The organism is Lysobacter sp. HA35 (assembly GCF_054061195.1).
The window spans coordinates 2,462,638-2,477,203 of sequence record NZ_JBSSDY010000001.1 but is presented as its reverse complement, the minus strand read 5'-3'; the positions used below and the strand labels follow the sequence as shown (position 1 = coordinate 2,477,203).

Genomic DNA, 14,566 nt, shown 5'->3' with positions numbered 1-14,566 from the left:
CGCTTCGTAGGCTTGGAGGATGGGAATGTCGACCGATCTGTCGCCTGCCGTCGCGCGGGACGCCGGAGCTTGCTCCGTCGATCCGCTGGCGTCGCGTTTTCGCGCCGTGCGCGAGCGCAGCATCGAGTTGGCTGCACCGGTCTCGGCCGAGGACGCGATGGTGCAGTCCATGCCCGACGCGAGCCCGACCAAGTGGCACCTCGCGCACACCACGTGGTTCTTCGAGACGTTCGTTCTCGCGACATTGCCGGGCTATCGCATCGTCGATGAAACCTGGCAGGTGCTGTTCAACAGCTACTACCAGAGCGTCGGCCCGCAACACGCGCGGCCCATGCGCGGCGTGCTGTCGCGGCCGTCGCTGGCGCAGGTGCTCGACTACCGCGCACGCATCGATGCGCGCGTCGCCGACGCGTTCGCGCGCAACGAGTTCGACATCGAACTGCGCCACCGCATCGAGCTCGGCCTGCAGCACGAACAGCAGCACCAGGAATTGCTGCTGACCGATATCCTGCATGCGCTGTCGTGCAATCCATTGCTGCCTGCGTATCGCGATGATCTTCCGCGTTCGCATGCAGGTGCCGGTTCGGTGGATTGGGTGCAGTTCGACGAAGCCATCGTCGAGATCGGTACCGACCGCTGGCCCGAAGCCAACGCATTTGCATTCGACCCCGAATCGCCGCGGCACCGCACGCTGGTCGGCGCATACGCGCTGGCGACGCGACCGGTCACCTGCGGCGACTATCGCGACTTCATTCGCGACGGCGGCTATCGCACTGCATCGCTGTGGCTGAGCGATGGATGGGCCCGCGTGCAGGGCGAGCAGTGGCAGCGCCCGCTGTACTGGCTCGACGACGAACGCGCGTGCGGCCTAGGTGGCGTGCAAGAGATCGATGCGTCCGCACCGGTGTCGCAGCTCAGCTATTACGAAGCCGATGCCTTCGCGCGCTGGGCCGGCGCGCGCCTGCCTACGGAAGCCGAATGGGAACGCGCCGCGCACGGCGTCGAAGTCGACGGCAACTTCGTCGAGTCCGGATATCTGCAGCCTGTCGGCAATGCACGCGACGGCCTGCGCCAGATGTTCGGCGACGTCTGGGAATGGACGTCGAGCGCGTATCTCCCGTATCCGGGTTTCCGCCCGTGGGACGGCGCGCTTGGCGAATACAACGGCAAGTTCATGGTCGGCCAGCAGGTGCTGCGTGGCGGAAGCTGCGCCAGCCCGCGCGGCCATCTGCGCGCCAGCTACCGCAACTTTTTTCCGCCGCACGCACGCTGGCAATTTGCCGGGCTGCGGCTCGCGAAGGACATCGCATGAACCTGCTCGACGCCCGACTGCACCGTGCGGTGCAGGCGCCCGTATTGCTCGACCTGCGGCCCACGCCCGACGACCTGCGCAGCGACGTGATCGCGGGGCTGTCGTCGACGCCGAAGCATCTGTCGTCGAAATACTTCTACGACGAGCGCGGCTCGCAGCTGTTCGAAGCGATCACGCAACAGCCCGAGTACGACCTCACGCGAATCGAGATCGCGCTGCTGCAGCACGTGATGCCGCAGGTGCGCGACGCGGTCGGCGCGGACGTGCACGTTGTCGAATACGGCAGCGGCAGCGGGCGCAAGACGCAGCTGCTGTTGGCGGGCCTCGACTCGCCGGTTGCATACACGCCCGTCGAGATCTCGCGCGAAACGCTGCTCGATTCCACGCAGCGACTCTCCGACGCATTTCCCGACGTGCAGATGCTGCCGGTGTGCGCGGACTTCACCCGTCCCGTTCCGGTGCCGCCTGCGTTCATGCAGGCCGCGCGTTCGCTGGTGTTTTTCCCGGGCTCGACGCTGGGCAATTTCGACGACGCGCAGTCGCTGGACCTCATGCAGGCCATGCGGGAAACCATGGGCGACGGCGGCGTCGCGCTGATCGGTCTCGACCTGGTCAAGGACGTTGCCGACATGGAAGCGGCGTACAACGACGCGGCGGGCGTCACCGCGGCCTTTACGTTGAACCTGCTGACGCGGCTCAACCGCGAGCTCGGCGCCGATTTCAACGAAGCCGCGTTCGCGCATCGCGCGGTGTGGTCGCCGGCGAACAGCCGCATCGAGACCAGCATCGTGAGCCGCCGCGCGCAGGTGGTGCACGTTGCCGGCCATGCCTTCGTATTCGACGCGGGCGAACCCATCGTCGTCGAGATCTCGCACAAGTACACCGATGCGTATTTCGACGATCTCGCGCGCCGCGCCGGCATGCGCGTGACGCACCGCTGGAACGCACCCGGCGATCGCTTCGGCCTGCGTCTGCTCGAGGCCGCATGAGCGCGACGGACGATGTCCTCGACTGCCTGATCATCGGCGCCGGCCCCGGCGGTCTTACCGCGGCGACCTACCTCGTGCGCTATCACCGCCGCATCCTCGTGGTCGACGCCGGCAAGAGCCGCGCGCGATGGATTCCGACCAGCCATAACTGCCCCGGTTTTCCGCGCGGCGTCGCCGGCACCACGCTGCTGCAGCAGCAGCGCGACCAGGCGACCGGTTACGGCGCGACCATCGAGGACGGCTGCATCGCGCGCCTGCATCGCGATGGCGACGTCTTCGAAGCCACCGCTGCCGACGGCCGACGCTGGCGCGCACGCTTCGTCATCCTCGCCACCGGCATCGTCGACGTGATGCCGCCGCTGGACGATCTGGAAGACGCGATCGCCGCCGGTGCCGTGCGCCTGTGCCCGGTCTGCGACGGCTACGAAGCCAGCGACTGCCGCGTCGCCGTATACGGGCCGGTCGACAGCACCGTCAGCCATGCGCTGTTCCTGCGCACGTTCTCCGACGACGTCAGCGTGATCGCGAGCGAAGACAGCGAGGCGTCGGACGAGAGCATCGAGCAGGCCAAGCGCGCGGGCATCGACGTGCATCCGAAGCCGGCCAAGCTCGCGTTCGAGATCGGCAAGACGGTGGTGCGCGACCAGGACGGCAACGAACAGGTGTTCGACACGCTGTATCCGACGCTGGGCAGCACACCGAACGTCGACCTCGCGCGCGACCTCGGACTGACGCTCGACGAATGCGACGAAATCGTGGTCGGCGAGGACCAGCAGACCAGCGTCGACGGCGTGTACGCGGTCGGCGACGTGGTGAGCGCGCTGAACCAGATCGCGGTCGCGGTCGGGCATGCGGCGATCGCGGCGACCAAGATCCACAACCGGCTGCCGCGCAACTGGCGCGAGCGGCCCGAGCTTCAGCCTGAAACCGCGAGCGAGCTGCCGAGTCCACCAGGCACGCGCGCCGCGGCGGTACCGAAGGCACAACGCGACTGACGGCAGGCGCGACGGTGCGGCCGCGGCGCTAGACTGCGCGCCTGCTCCCAGACCCGGATTGCCGTGGACGCCCAACCGTCGCCCGCGCGCCGCGCCGCGCTCGCCTTCATCTTCGTCACCGTGCTGATCGACGTGCTGTCGTTCGGCCTGATCATTCCTGTGCTGCCGCACCTCGTGCAGAAGCTCAACGGCGGTGACATCGAACACGCGGCCTACTGGGTTGGCCTGTTCAGCATGGTGTTCGCCGCGGTGCAGTTCCTGTCGTCGCCGGTCCAGGGCGCGCTGTCGGACCGCTTCGGGCGACGCCCGGTCATCCTGATTTCCTGCCTCGGGCTTGGGCTCGACTTCGTGTTCATGGCGCTGGCGCCGACGCTGGCCTGGCTGATGGTCGGCCGCATCATCTCGGCGATCGCATCGGCCAGTTTCACTACTGCGAATGCGTACATCGCCGACGTCACGCCGCCGGACCAGCGCGGCAAGGCATTCGGCATGATCGGCGCGGCGTTCGGGCTCGGCTTCATCATCGGCCCGGTGATGGGCGGGCTGCTGAGCGATTACAGCCTGCGCGCGCCGTTCTGGGCCGCCGCCTGCCTGTCGCTGATCAACTTCTGCTACGGCGCATTCGTGCTGCCGGAATCGCTCGCACCGGAAAAGCGCGCGAAGCGTTTCGACTGGTCGCAGACGCGGCCGTTCGCATCGCTCGGCATGATCCGTCGCTATCCGCAGATCACCGACCTGATCGTGATCGTGCTGCTCGCCGCATCGACGCACTACGTCTACCAGAGCACGTTCGTGCTCTACGGCGACGTGCGCTACGGCTGGGGCCCGAAGGGCGTGAGCTACGTGCTCGCGGTGGTCGGCGTGTTCAGCGTGATCGTCAACGCGCTGCTGGTCGGCCGCATGATCAAGCGCTTCGGCGAACAACGCGCGATGGCGATCGGCCTCGCCTGCGGCGTGATCGGTTTCGCGATCTACGGCCTCGCCGCCAAGCCGTGGCTGTTCTATCTGGGCCTGCCGATCAGCGCGCTTTGGGCGGTGACGCAACCGGCCGCGCAGGCGCTGATGACGCGCGAAGTCGGCGCCGATGTGCAGGGCCGCTTGCAGGGCGCGATCATGAGCCTCGTAAGCCTGATCGGCATCGTCGCGCCGATGACGTACGCGGCCACGTTCGGCTTCTTCATCGGCAAGAGCGCACCCGTGTACCTGCCGGGCGCCGCGTTCTTCCTCGCAGCGACCGTGCTCGCCTGCGCGTGGGTGATCGCGATGCGCCACGCGCGACGCCACGCCGCGAGCGTGGAACCCGCCACCGCCTGAACGCGCTCGACCGGTTGGCGCGTCCTTGACGAGGACCTGCGGATGCTCGGTCGCCATGAGTGTTCCCGCATCCGCCGTCCCCGATGGCGCGCTCGCCGCGCGCCAGGCCGGGCTGGTCTACGTCAGCGATAACGAACCGGGCATCCGTCGCCACAAGAAGGGCGAGGGCTTCGCCTATGTCGACGCCGACGGCGTTTCGATCACCGACGAAGGCACGCTCGCGCGCATCCGTTCGCTGGCGATTCCGCCGGCGTATACCGACGTGTGGATCTGCCCGGACGCCGACGGCCACCTGCAGGCCACCGGCCGCGATGCGAAGGGCCGCAAGCAGTACCGCTACCACCCGGACTGGGCATCGGTGCGCGGCGACGGCAAGTTCGAGCGCATCGTCGCGTTCGGCGAAGCGCTGCCGAAGCTGCGTCGCAAGTTGTCGAAGGACCTCGCGCTGCCCGGTTTCCCGCGCGACAAGGTGCTGGCGATCGTGGTGTCCGTCATGGCGCGCACGCTGATCCGCGTCGGCAACGACTGCTATGCGCGCAGCAACCGTTCGTTCGGCCTGACCACGCTGCGCAACCGGCATGTCGGCTTCCTGCGCGGCGGCCGCGCCAAGTTCGCGTTCCGCGGCAAGTCCGGGCTGGACCACGAGATCGTGCTCGACGACGCGCAGCTGGTGAACCTGGTCAAGCGCTGCCAGCAGCTTCCGGGGCAGTCGCTTTTCCAGTACCTCGACGACGACGGCACGACGCAGCCGGTCGGTTCGTCGCAGGTCAACGACTACCTGCGCGAGGCGCTCGGCGAAGCGTTCACCGCGAAAGACTTCCGCACCTGGGGCGGCACGCTCGCCGCGATCGAGAAATTCGCCGCGATCGACGTGCCGGAGGACGCAAGCGAACGCGAACTCGCGTCGATCGAGAAGCAGGTCATCTCCGAAGTCGCCGACGTGCTCGGCAATACGCCGGCGGTGTGCCGCAAGGCCTACGTCGACCCGGCGGTGCTCGAAGGCTGGCGCAGCGGGCGCCTGCAGCAGATGACCGCGGGCGCACGCAACGGGCGCAGTTGGGAACTCGCGGCGCTGCGTTTCCTGCGCGATGCACGCAAGCGCGCCGCGTCGGCGTCGCGTGCGGCGAAGAAGGCGCTGCGCACCACGCGTCGACGTACGCGTGCGACCGCGGAGAACCCACCGCTGCGCAAAAGGACGCGTGTTCGTTCGTCGCAGACGGCAGTCACGCAGGCGAGTGCGCCGCCGGCGTAAGCGGGGTGTCGGCTGCGCGAACGCCGTCGCGCGAGATCGATTACTCAGTCCCGGCGACGACCGCCGCGTCAGCGTCAGCCGCTCAGCCGCCGTGCCGTGGCAACAGGTGGAAGAGCTGCTTGGCGACGTCGTTCATGTCGGCGACCGACAGCAGCGTCGTCATTTCGCTGCGCAGGCAATCGGCGAGGTCGCGGAAGGCATCGAGTTGCGCGGTGGACGGCGCACGCGGTTCGCGATCGATGACGCATAGCGTGCCGACGGCGAGCTCGCCGGGCAGCACGATCGGGCAGCCGGCGTAGAAGCGGATGCGCGGCTCGCCGGTGACCAGCGGGTTGTCGGCGAAGCGCGCGTCCTCGCGTGCGTCGGGTACGACGGACAGCCCGTCCTGCAGGATCGTGTGGCCGCAGAACGACACCGCGCGTGGGGTGCTGCTCACCGCCAGGCCTTCGCAGCCGCGGAACCACTGCGCGTCCGGGCCGACGATGGTCACCATCGCGATCGGCGTGTCCATCACCACGCGCGCCAGCCGCGCATAACGCTGGCAGCGTTCGTCGCGCTCGGGACCGACGAAGTCCATGCGTTCGATCGCATGCACGCGGCCGGCTTCGTTGTCGGGGAAAGTCGGGGCAAGCATGGCGGCTCCGGAACGACACGGCGGAGCACTTCACGGGCCCGCGGACAGGGCCGGTAACGGCCGCAGTGCCGGTATCTGCAGCGGCCGTGGGACGAAAGACGATCGGTCGCACGGATTGCCGATCCGCACCCTCAAGCTTTCGCTGAATGCGTCGATAGCGCGAGCGGCGACCTTCCGTACGTACACGGATCGTCGCCTCCCTCCCCACTGGACGTCCGCCGATGTCGACTTCGCCGCAGCCCCGCAGCTTCCTCACCCATCTGCGCCTGCGCCGCCGCGACGCGCATCTGGAAGGGCGCATGGCGGCGATCGAACGCTCGCAGGCGGTGATCGAGTTCGATCTCGACGGCCACGTGCTCGATGCGAACGCGAACTTCCTCGATACGTTCGGCGTCCGCCTGGAGGACGTGCGCGGCAAGCACCACCGCATGTTCGTCGACCCGGCGATCGCCGCCGGCGACGAGTACCGCGCGTTCTGGCAGTCGCTCGCGCGCGGTGAGTTCGTCTCGGGCCAGTTCCGGCGCGTGCGTCCTGGCGGCGGCGAGGTCTGGTTGCAGGCCACGTACAACCCGCTGTTCGACGACGCCGGCCGCGTGGTGCGCGTGGTCAAGTTCGCCAGCGATATCACCGCGCAGAAGCAGCGCGACATCGACACCGGCGGCCAGATCGCGGCGATCGAGCGGTCGATGGCGGTGATCGAGTTCGAGGTCGACGGCCGCATCCTGCGCGCGAACGACAACTTCCTCGCGCTGCTGGGCTACGCCGCGGCCGAGGTCACCGGCCAGCATCATTCGATGTTCGTCGACGCAGTCGAACGCACGAGCGCCGAGTACCGCGCGTTCTGGGCGTCGCTCGCGCGCGGCGACGTGCGCTCGGGGCAGTTCCGCCGGCGTACGCGCGATGGCCGCGAGGTGTGGATCGAAGCGAGCTACAACCCGATCCTCGACGCCGACGGTCGCGTCATCAAGGTGGTGAAGTTCGCCACCGACATCACCGCGCAGCGCAACCGCAACGCCGATTTCGAAAGCCAGCTGCAGGCCATCCACAAGGTGCAGGCGGTGATCGTGTTCGATCTGGGCGGCGTGGTGCTCGACGCCAACGACAATTTCCTGCACACCATGGGCTACGCCCGCGAGGACATCGTCGGCCGCCACCATTCCATGTTCGTCCCGGCGGCCGACCGCGAAGGCAAGGCGTATCGCGAGTTCTGGGCGCGGCTCGGGCGCGGCGAAGCCGACAGCGGCCGCTATGAGCGCCGCACGCGCGACGGACGCGCGGTCTGGTTGCAGGCCAGCTACAACCCCATCCTCGACGGCGCCGGCCGCGCCTACAAGATCGTGAAGTACGCGACCGACGTGACCGAGCAGGTGCAGTTCGCGAACGACCTGCAGATCCTGGTCAAGCGCGTCGAGGCGTTCTCGCAGTCGATCACGGCGGGCGCGGGCGAGATCGCACTGGGTAACGACGACCTCGCGCGCCGCACCGAACAGCAGGCCGCCGCGCTCGAGGAGACCGCTGCCGCACTCGGTCGCATCGCTGCGTCGGTGGACGAGACGGCAAGCAACGCGCAGTCGGCCGACACGCTGGCTGTCGGCATGTCCAGCGCCGCGCGCGACGGCCATGCGGCGGTCGATCGCATGACCGCGACGATGCAGCGCATCCGCGAGTCGAGCAGCCGCGTGATGGACGTGCTCGCGGTCATCGATGGCATCGCATTCCAGACCAACATCCTGGCGCTGAACGCAGCGGTTGAAGCGGCGCGCGCGGGCGACCGCGGCCGTGGCTTCGCTGTCGTCGCATCGGAAGTACGCGCGCTTGCGCAGCGTTGCGTCGCGTCCGCGAAAGACATCAAGCGCATGCTCGGCGAGTCGGGCGAAGCGGTGGCGGAAGGCGGCGTACGCGTGACCGAAGCCGATCGTGCGATGCGCGCGATCCTGGACGCGGTGACCCGCAGCACGCAGCTCATCGCGTCGATCAGCGAGGCCACGCGCGCACAGGATCACGGCATGCGCGAGATCAACGCCGCGCTGCGCGGGCTCGAGGAAACCACGCAGCAGAATGCGGCGCTGGTGGAGGAGGTCAGCGCGGCGTCGGCGTCGCTGGATAACGTCGCCGCCGAACTGCAGGGCGCGATGGTCGGCTTCGCCGCCGGCCGCGTGGCCATGTCGACCTGAAAATCAGCCGCAGGCGATGCGGGTGATCACGTTCGACGCGTCGACGTAGATGTTCAAGCGGCCTTCGCGATATTCCATCGTCACTGCCTGATCCGGCTTGAGCAGGCGCGCCATCTGCGCGCCGGCACGCTGACGCGCGGTCTCGACGTTCTGCGGCGTAGCCGGCTGGCCGACCAGCGACTGCGCGGCGTCACCGTTGCATTGCGTGGCCGCGGGCGGCATCGGATCGGACATGGGCGGCGCCTCAGGCGTCGTGGTGCAGGCGGCGAGGGCGACGACGAGCGACAGCAGCGCGGTCGTGCGGACGGTGGCGGTCATGCAGACTCCGGCAGGCGAGCGGAACCGCAAGACTGCCGCCTCGAGCATAAGGCCGCGTCAACGCGGACGGATCAGCCGCAGGTGGTGCGGGTGATCAGCGCGCGGTCGTCGAGATAAAGGTTGAGCCGATCGATGCGCGCGTCGTCATCGCCCGCGGTCTGTTCCGGCATCACGAGGCGAACCTTGCGACTGCCGCTGGCCTGCCGCGCTTGGTCGACGATGCTCGCGCTCGCCGCGCGGCCGATCCATGCATCGGCATTGCCCGGCTGGCATGCGTGCACGATGCCGGCGTCGGCGGGGCCCATAGCGCTGCACGCGGCAACCGAACTCAGCAGCACGACGATCGGTACGAACAGGCGCGACCATTCACCACGAATCGAAGCTTGCAAAGGCATGCCGGCACTCCCGACACGATGAGGGATTTTCAGCCTCCGTTTCGCCGTGTCGTGATTACGTCAAGACTATTCAGTCGGTTCAGACGTGTCGTCGCACAGACGTAAGAGAAGCTGCGAAAGCGTCGCCACGTCCTGCCGGTTGTGCTCGGCCACGCGACGCAGGTTGGTCGATGCACCACCGCGCAAATAAGCGAGCCACGCAGCCGGTGCCTGCGAGCCGGGAAGGTCGTCCTCGCGCAGGATGCGCAGTGCTTCGCGTTCGATCGTCGCGAGCCTGCAGTTCTCCCAGCGCCCGCGCCAGCGACGACGCGAGGGATGCAGAAGGTCGAGATGATCGAGACCGTGCAGCGGATCCTTCAATCGCGCGAGCCGATAACGCGTGCGAAGTAGTGGCGCGTCATAACTGCGACCGTTGTAACTCGCGAGCACGGTGGACGGTGACAACCACGACGCGAACATGCGCAGCATCGCGCGCTCGGCCGCCATGTTCGCGATGTAGAGCTGGCGCACGCGCAATGCGCCGTCGTGCCAGTCCGCCGCGCCGATCATGAAGGCGCGCGTGCCGGTGCCGCCGGCAAGCCCGGTGGTTTCGGTATCGAAGAACAGAAGATTGGTTGCGTCGACATGTCCATCGCGACGCGCGAACGCGAGTGGCAAAGGTGCCGCGGGCGTGGGATGCACAACCTGCGATTCGATCAGCCACAGGCCGTCGTCGATCTGTTCGCCGGGGAGCGTGCGATCGATCTCGCGTGCGCGCGGGCGAGGCGATGGCGCGCGCTCGCGTAGGCCGAGCAGGCGGCGCAGTGCATCGACATCGATGCCGTGCGACGGTTTCGTGTCGGGCGCGTCGTTTGATTCCGTCGTGGGCGCAGCAGTCGCGTCGGTCAGGGACGACGACGGATCATTCGCCGCAGCACGCGAAGCCGTGTCCCCCTGCAACACGGTTTCCCACGGCGCGGCGCGAGCTTCATCGCGCACCGGCTCGCGCAGCGACGACGGAACCGACGACGCGGGCGGCGCTGGCATGTCCGTCACACCCGCTTGGCGCTTGAGCGCGAGCAGCTTGTCGAGCGTCAGGCTCATGCGTCGCGCTCCAGTGCGCGCGGCGCATCGCTGCCGGTGATGGCGACGGTCGGATTCGCGAGCAGGCCGAGCACGCGACGCGCGAGCGTCTTCGGCGACGACGCGGACTCGCGCTCTTCATCGCTGGCGAGAATCGGACCGACGCAGGCCGGGCAACCGGCGCGACAGTCGCAACGCTCGACCAGTTCAACCGCGCGCTCGACCAGTTCCTTCTGCCGCGTCCACAACGGTTCGGACAGGCCGACGCCGCCCGGGAAGTTGTCGTAGAGATAGATGGTCGGCACGAAGTGCTGCAGTTCGAACGGCGCGAGTTCCTGACCTTCGCCGCCGCGAACCTGGCCGCGGCCGTTGGCGTCGGCCGTCGCGAACCACGCGCCATCACCGTTGCCGACCGCCTTCTGCAGGTCGCGCGCATCGGCCATTACCGCCAGCGTCGCGACGACGTGCAGCGCGTAACCCGCGCCGAGGAAACCATCGAGCGCGTCCTGTCGCGATGCGAACCACGCAAGCAGTTGCGGCTGCGGCAGTTGCCACCACGCGGCGGTGGTGTGCAGTTCCTGGTCGGGCAGGTTCACCGGCCCGTAGCCGATGTTCTCGTGCGTGTAGTAGCGGATCTTCTTGTAGCCGGCGACGCGACGCACCACGTGCACTTCGCCGTGATGCGCGCTGCCGTCACCTGCGCCGATGCGATCGAACTCGGCCAACACCTTGAGCTTGGTGTAGTCGATGGAGTCGGTGTAGTAGTCCACGAACGTGCGCGTGACGTAGGCCTTGCGGCCTTCCCAGTCGAGGCGTTCGACCTGGTACGGCGTCGACTGCACCATGTGGATCGCGCCTTCATACAAGGTGAGCGCCGCAGCGGAGTAGTCGACTTCCGCGATGATCTGCTGGCGTCCGTCGGTGCGATCAACGACGACGAAGTTGCCGTCGGCCACGCTGCGCAAGCTGACCGCATTCGCCGGATAGCTGTCCGCGATCCATTCCCAGCGATCACCCTCGCGATGCACGACATCGGTTTCGGCGAGCGCTTCGAGATACAGCTCGGGTTCGATCGGGCCGAAACGTTCGTCCGCAACGAACGGCAACTCGAATGCCGCGCAGCGGATGTGGTCGAACAGGATCAGCGGCTGGTCGGGCGCGATGCGCGCGTGCTCCGGCGTCGCGTCGATGAAGAATTCCGGATGACGCACGACGTACTGGTCCAGCGGTTGCGAGTTCGCAACCATCACGCCGAGCGACGGCTGGCGACGACGCCCCGCACGACCGAAGCGCTGCCACGTACCGGCGACGCTGCCCGGATAGCCGTTGAGGATGACGACGTCGAGCGAGCCGATGTCGACGCCGAGTTCCAGCGCCGACGTGCTGACGATGCCGTCGACGTGACCGGCGCGCATCGAGCGCTCGACTTCACGACGCTCGGTCGGCAGGTAGCCGCCGCGATACGCGCGAATGCGCGGCGGTTTGCGCGGGTCGTGGTCGAACACGTCCTTCAGGTACTTGGTCAGCACTTCGACCATCAGCCGCGTCTGTGCGAACACCAATGTCTTCAGGCCGGACTTGATCGCGATGCGCGCGATGCGGTTGCTCTGCGATCGGGCCGATGCGCGCAGGCCGAGGTCGGGATTCACCACCGGCGGGTTCCACAGCAGCACGTGCTTGTCGCCGGTCGGCGCGCCTGATTCGGTGATCGCGGTGACGCCGTGTTCGATCAGCGCTTCCGCGTGCTGCTGCGGATTGCCGATGGTCGCAGAGCAAAGAATGAACTGCGGATTCGAGCCGTAGAACGCGCAGATGCGCTTGAGCCGGCGCAATACATTGGTGACGTGCGAGCCGAACACGCCGCGATAGGTGTGCACCTCGTCGATCACCACGTACTGCAGGTTTTCGAAGAACTGCGCCCACTTGGTGTGATGCGGCAGGATGCCCTGGTGCAGCATGTCGGGATTGCTGACCACGATGTCGCCGTGCAGGCGAATCGCCTGTCGCGCATCGCCGGGCGTGTCGCCGTCGAAGGTGAAGGCTTTCAGGCCGAGATCGCCGGCGCGCGAAAGATCCAGCAGCTCGGCGACCTGGTCCTGCGCGAGCGCCTTGGTCGGGAACAGGTACAGCGCCTTCGCGCCGCGTTCCATCGCCGCGGTGACCACGGGCAGCGTGTAGCAGAGCGACTTGCCCGATGCGGTGGGCGTCACCACGACCACGTGCTCGCCGCGCCGCGTGGCGTCCCAGGCCTGCGCCTGGTGGCTGTAGAGCTGGTCGATGCCGCGCGACTTCAATGCGTTGGCGAGCGCAGCGGGCACGTCGGCGGGAATGTCGACGAACGTGCCGTCGCGTCCCGGAATCGTGAAGTGACCGGTGATGCGGTCGGCGTAGCGCGATGCGAGCGCCTGCGTCAGGCCGGCGCCGTCACCCTTGCGCAGCGCGCGCGGGCGCCGCGTCATCGCGGTCGCCGCGTCGTCCTCGAGGTCGATCCGACCGGTGTCCTGTCGCGCGAGTTCGCGCCCCGTCGTCGCCATCGTCCGCCCTCGTTACCGTGAGGGCGGCATTGGGCCGCAGCCGCGTCGCAGCCTGTGAGTCCCGCGCGCGGCTGAGACGCGACGCGACGATCAGGCGGTCGCCGGCACCACGCCGCGCGACCACGCACGCAGGCTCTGCACGGTCGGAATACCGATGCCCTTGGCCTTGCGGTGCGTGTAAAGCGTGACGTGCGCGGGCGGAACGGGAAGCTGGCGGCCGAGCAGTTCGCCGAGCCAGCGGTAGTACCAGTCGAGTGCGGGCAGCTCAACGAGTTCGATCACGCTCGCGACGGTGACGCGTGCGCCGTCGTCACCGGTGTCGGGGCGTTCGATCAGTCGACGCTGGCCGGTGCGCACGTACGACCAGTCGAGCGCTTCGAACGCGGGACGCGTGGCGATGTCGAGACGATCACCGAGTGCGCTGCGCAGTTCCGCGCCGAGCTTGCGGCCGACCAATGTGACGTGCAGCTCTTTCTTCGCATCGAAGCGTCGTCCATCGAATTCGAGCGCCTCGCCGGGCGGTGCGTCGTCGAGCGGAAGCACGAGGGTGTTGTCGTTCGACCAACCGGGCCACGTCGTCATCGCAATGCTCCGTCGAGGGGTGAAGCGGAGTGGAGCATGCGTCCGTGTCGAAGCAATGGCAAAAGCGGACGCGAAAAAACCGTTCAGCCGACGTGCGGTGACATGCGCGTGGCATCAAGAGATTGTGCAATTCAGCCGCTAATTTCCACGCAATATTAAGCGTGCGGTGGGGATGATCAATTCGACGCTGATCGAGCGCTCGATAGCGTGGTTTCCATGAAGACCACTCCCCGCATCGCTGTCCGCCGCCGCGCCCCGGTCGCGTTGTTCGCGCTCGCTGCCGCCCTTATCACCGTGATCGATGTGCCGGCATTCGCGACGGAAATCGTCACCGCGCCTGCACCTTCGCAGACCGCGACGACGACCATCGTCGAGCCTGCCATCGCGACGAACGCCGTGTCCGACGACACGCCGCTCGCGCCCGGCAAGTTCGAGTGGACGCCGAACGACGCCGCGACCGGTCCGGTCACGATCGTCGTGTCGCTGCCCGCGCAGATGGTGCATATCTATCGCGGCGATGTCCGCATCGGACGGTCGACGATCAGCAGCGGTCGCGAAGGCCACGAAACGCCGCCGGGCGTGTACGAGATCCTCGAGAAGGATCGTATGCACCACTCCAACAAGTACGACAACGCACCGATGCCGTACATGCAGCGCCTGACCTGGGACGGCGTCGCGCTGCATGCCGGCAAGCTTCCGGGTTATCCGGCCTCGCACGGTTGCGTGCGCTTGCCGCTCGCGTTCGCCGAACAGCTCTTCCAGCTCACCGAGCGGGGCGGCCGCGTGATCGTCGCGGACGAAACCAACTTCAGCAGCGCGGTTCTCTATCCGGGCGCGCACGTTCCGGTGGATCCGTGGACGGGCCTGGAGCCGGGTATGAGCGCACCGACTACGGCGGATACCGCATCGACGACGACCGAAACGACCGAAACGACGGAAACCTCGGGTACCGCGGTCAGCGCGACCGCGGTGAGCACGCTCGCCGGCAACTGAGCCGACGAGTCA

The 14,566-nt window shown here is 67.7% G+C and carries 13 protein-coding genes; 7 read left to right on the top strand and 6 right to left on the bottom strand.

Features of this window, described 5'->3' with window-relative positions:
• Nucleotides 1-25: 25 nt before the first annotated feature.
• Genes egtB through ACVWZN_RS12020 form a run of 5 tightly spaced genes read left to right on the top strand, consistent with a single transcriptional unit; the run spans nucleotide 26 to nucleotide 5,862 of the window.
• The gene (gene egtB, locus ACVWZN_RS12040) at nucleotides 26-1,312 is read left to right on the top strand and encodes an ergothioneine biosynthesis protein EgtB (protein ID WP_456954019.1); all 1,287 of its coding nucleotides are present in this window, start codon (nucleotides 26-28) and stop codon (nucleotides 1,310-1,312) included.
• Nucleotides 1,309-2,301, top strand: coding sequence for an L-histidine N(alpha)-methyltransferase (gene egtD / locus ACVWZN_RS12035; protein WP_456954018.1), 993 nt, complete (start codon nucleotides 1,309-1,311; stop codon nucleotides 2,299-2,301). The genes egtB and egtD overlap by 4 nt, the downstream gene beginning before the upstream one ends.
• A complete protein-coding gene (locus ACVWZN_RS12030) occupies nucleotides 2,298-3,296 on the top strand; it encodes an NAD(P)/FAD-dependent oxidoreductase (protein WP_456954017.1) in 999 nt (332 codons plus the stop codon). Before egtD ends, ACVWZN_RS12030 begins: the two co-directional genes overlap by 4 nt.
• A 57-nt stretch (nucleotides 3,297-3,353) precedes the next feature.
• A complete protein-coding gene (locus ACVWZN_RS12025) occupies nucleotides 3,354-4,610 on the top strand; it encodes a TCR/Tet family MFS transporter (RefSeq protein WP_456954764.1) in 1,257 nt (418 codons plus the stop codon).
• A 55-nt stretch (nucleotides 4,611-4,665) separates the two neighbouring features.
• Nucleotides 4,666-5,862, top strand: a complete 1,197-nt coding sequence (locus ACVWZN_RS12020; RefSeq protein WP_456954016.1) for a DNA topoisomerase IB — start codon at nucleotides 4,666-4,668, stop codon at nucleotides 5,860-5,862.
• Nucleotides 5,863-5,944: 82 nt separating this feature from the next.
• Here the strand turns inward: ACVWZN_RS12020 and ACVWZN_RS12015 are convergent, their stop codons facing one another.
• A complete protein-coding gene (locus tag ACVWZN_RS12015; protein ID WP_456954015.1) occupies nucleotides 5,945-6,496 on the bottom strand; it encodes a GAF domain-containing protein in 552 nt (183 codons plus the stop codon).
• A 221-nt stretch (nucleotides 6,497-6,717) separates the two neighbouring features.
• Between ACVWZN_RS12015 and ACVWZN_RS12010 the strand changes: the two genes are divergently transcribed.
• Nucleotides 6,718-8,670, top strand: coding sequence for a methyl-accepting chemotaxis protein (locus ACVWZN_RS12010; RefSeq protein WP_456954014.1), 1,953 nt, complete (start codon nucleotides 6,718-6,720; stop codon nucleotides 8,668-8,670).
• A 3-nt stretch (nucleotides 8,671-8,673) separates the two neighbouring features.
• Here ACVWZN_RS12010 and ACVWZN_RS12005 read toward each other — a convergent pair whose 3' ends face one another.
• The 5 genes from ACVWZN_RS12005 to ACVWZN_RS11985 all read right to left on the bottom strand — a co-directional run bounded on the left by ACVWZN_RS12005 (nucleotide 8,674) and on the right by ACVWZN_RS11985 (nucleotide 13,561).
• Complete coding sequence (locus ACVWZN_RS12005) at nucleotides 8,674-8,988, bottom strand: I78 family peptidase inhibitor (protein WP_456954013.1); 315 nt, start codon at nucleotides 8,986-8,988, stop codon at nucleotides 8,674-8,676.
• A 71-nt stretch (nucleotides 8,989-9,059) separates the two neighbouring features.
• Nucleotides 9,060-9,383 carry a hypothetical protein gene (locus ACVWZN_RS12000; protein WP_456954012.1) on the bottom strand — a complete coding sequence of 108 codons (324 nt, stop codon included), beginning with the start codon at nucleotides 9,381-9,383 and terminating at the stop codon, nucleotides 9,060-9,062.
• Between the two features lie 66 nt (nucleotides 9,384-9,449).
• Complete coding sequence (locus tag ACVWZN_RS11995) at nucleotides 9,450-10,466, bottom strand: ribonuclease H-like domain-containing protein (protein ID WP_456954011.1); 1,017 nt, start codon at nucleotides 10,464-10,466, stop codon at nucleotides 9,450-9,452.
• Entirely contained in the window at nucleotides 10,463-12,904 is a 2,442-nt protein-coding gene (locus ACVWZN_RS11990) for a DEAD/DEAH box helicase (protein ID WP_456954763.1), read from the bottom strand. The genes ACVWZN_RS11995 and ACVWZN_RS11990 overlap by 4 nt, the downstream gene beginning before the upstream one ends.
• Before the next feature lie 165 nt (nucleotides 12,905-13,069).
• Complete coding sequence (locus ACVWZN_RS11985) at nucleotides 13,070-13,561, bottom strand: hypothetical protein (protein WP_456954010.1); 492 nt, start codon at nucleotides 13,559-13,561, stop codon at nucleotides 13,070-13,072.
• Between the two features lie 216 nt (nucleotides 13,562-13,777).
• Here ACVWZN_RS11985 and ACVWZN_RS11980 point away from each other — a divergent pair, with 216 nt between their 5' ends.
• Complete coding sequence (locus ACVWZN_RS11980) at nucleotides 13,778-14,554, top strand: L,D-transpeptidase family protein (RefSeq protein ID WP_456954009.1); 777 nt, start codon at nucleotides 13,778-13,780, stop codon at nucleotides 14,552-14,554.
• Nucleotides 14,555-14,566: the final 12 nt, after the last annotated feature.

What these genes read in the sequence shown, in the direction of transcription:
- ACVWZN_RS12000 (WP_456954012.1), bottom strand. Translation starts at nt 9,383, where the DNA reads ATGCCTTTGCAAGCTTCGATTCGTGGTGAATGGTCGCGCCTGTTCGTA.
- ACVWZN_RS11980 (WP_456954009.1), top strand. Translation starts at nt 13,778, where the DNA reads ATGAAGACCACTCCCCGCATCGCTGTCCGCCGCCGCGCCCCGGTCGCG.
- ACVWZN_RS12020 (WP_456954016.1), top strand. Translation starts at nt 4,666, where the DNA reads ATGAGTGTTCCCGCATCCGCCGTCCCCGATGGCGCGCTCGCCGCGCGC.
- ACVWZN_RS11990 (WP_456954763.1), bottom strand. Translation starts at nt 12,904, where the DNA reads ATGACGCGGCGCCCGCGCGCGCTGCGCAAGGGTGACGGCGCCGGCCTG.
- ACVWZN_RS12015 (WP_456954015.1), bottom strand. Translation starts at nt 6,496, where the DNA reads ATGCTTGCCCCGACTTTCCCCGACAACGAAGCCGGCCGCGTGCATGCG.
- ACVWZN_RS11985 (WP_456954010.1), bottom strand. Translation starts at nt 13,561, where the DNA reads ATGACGACGTGGCCCGGTTGGTCGAACGACAACACCCTCGTGCTTCCG.
- egtB (WP_456954019.1), top strand. Translation starts at nt 26, where the DNA reads ATGTCGACCGATCTGTCGCCTGCCGTCGCGCGGGACGCCGGAGCTTGC.
- ACVWZN_RS12005 (WP_456954013.1), bottom strand. Translation starts at nt 8,988, where the DNA reads ATGACCGCCACCGTCCGCACGACCGCGCTGCTGTCGCTCGTCGTCGCC.
- ACVWZN_RS12010 (WP_456954014.1), top strand. Translation starts at nt 6,718, where the DNA reads ATGTCGACTTCGCCGCAGCCCCGCAGCTTCCTCACCCATCTGCGCCTG.
- ACVWZN_RS12030 (WP_456954017.1), top strand. Translation starts at nt 2,298, where the DNA reads ATGAGCGCGACGGACGATGTCCTCGACTGCCTGATCATCGGCGCCGGC.
- egtD (WP_456954018.1), top strand. Translation starts at nt 1,309, where the DNA reads ATGAACCTGCTCGACGCCCGACTGCACCGTGCGGTGCAGGCGCCCGTA.
- ACVWZN_RS11995 (WP_456954011.1), bottom strand. Translation starts at nt 10,466, where the DNA reads ATGAGCCTGACGCTCGACAAGCTGCTCGCGCTCAAGCGCCAAGCGGGT.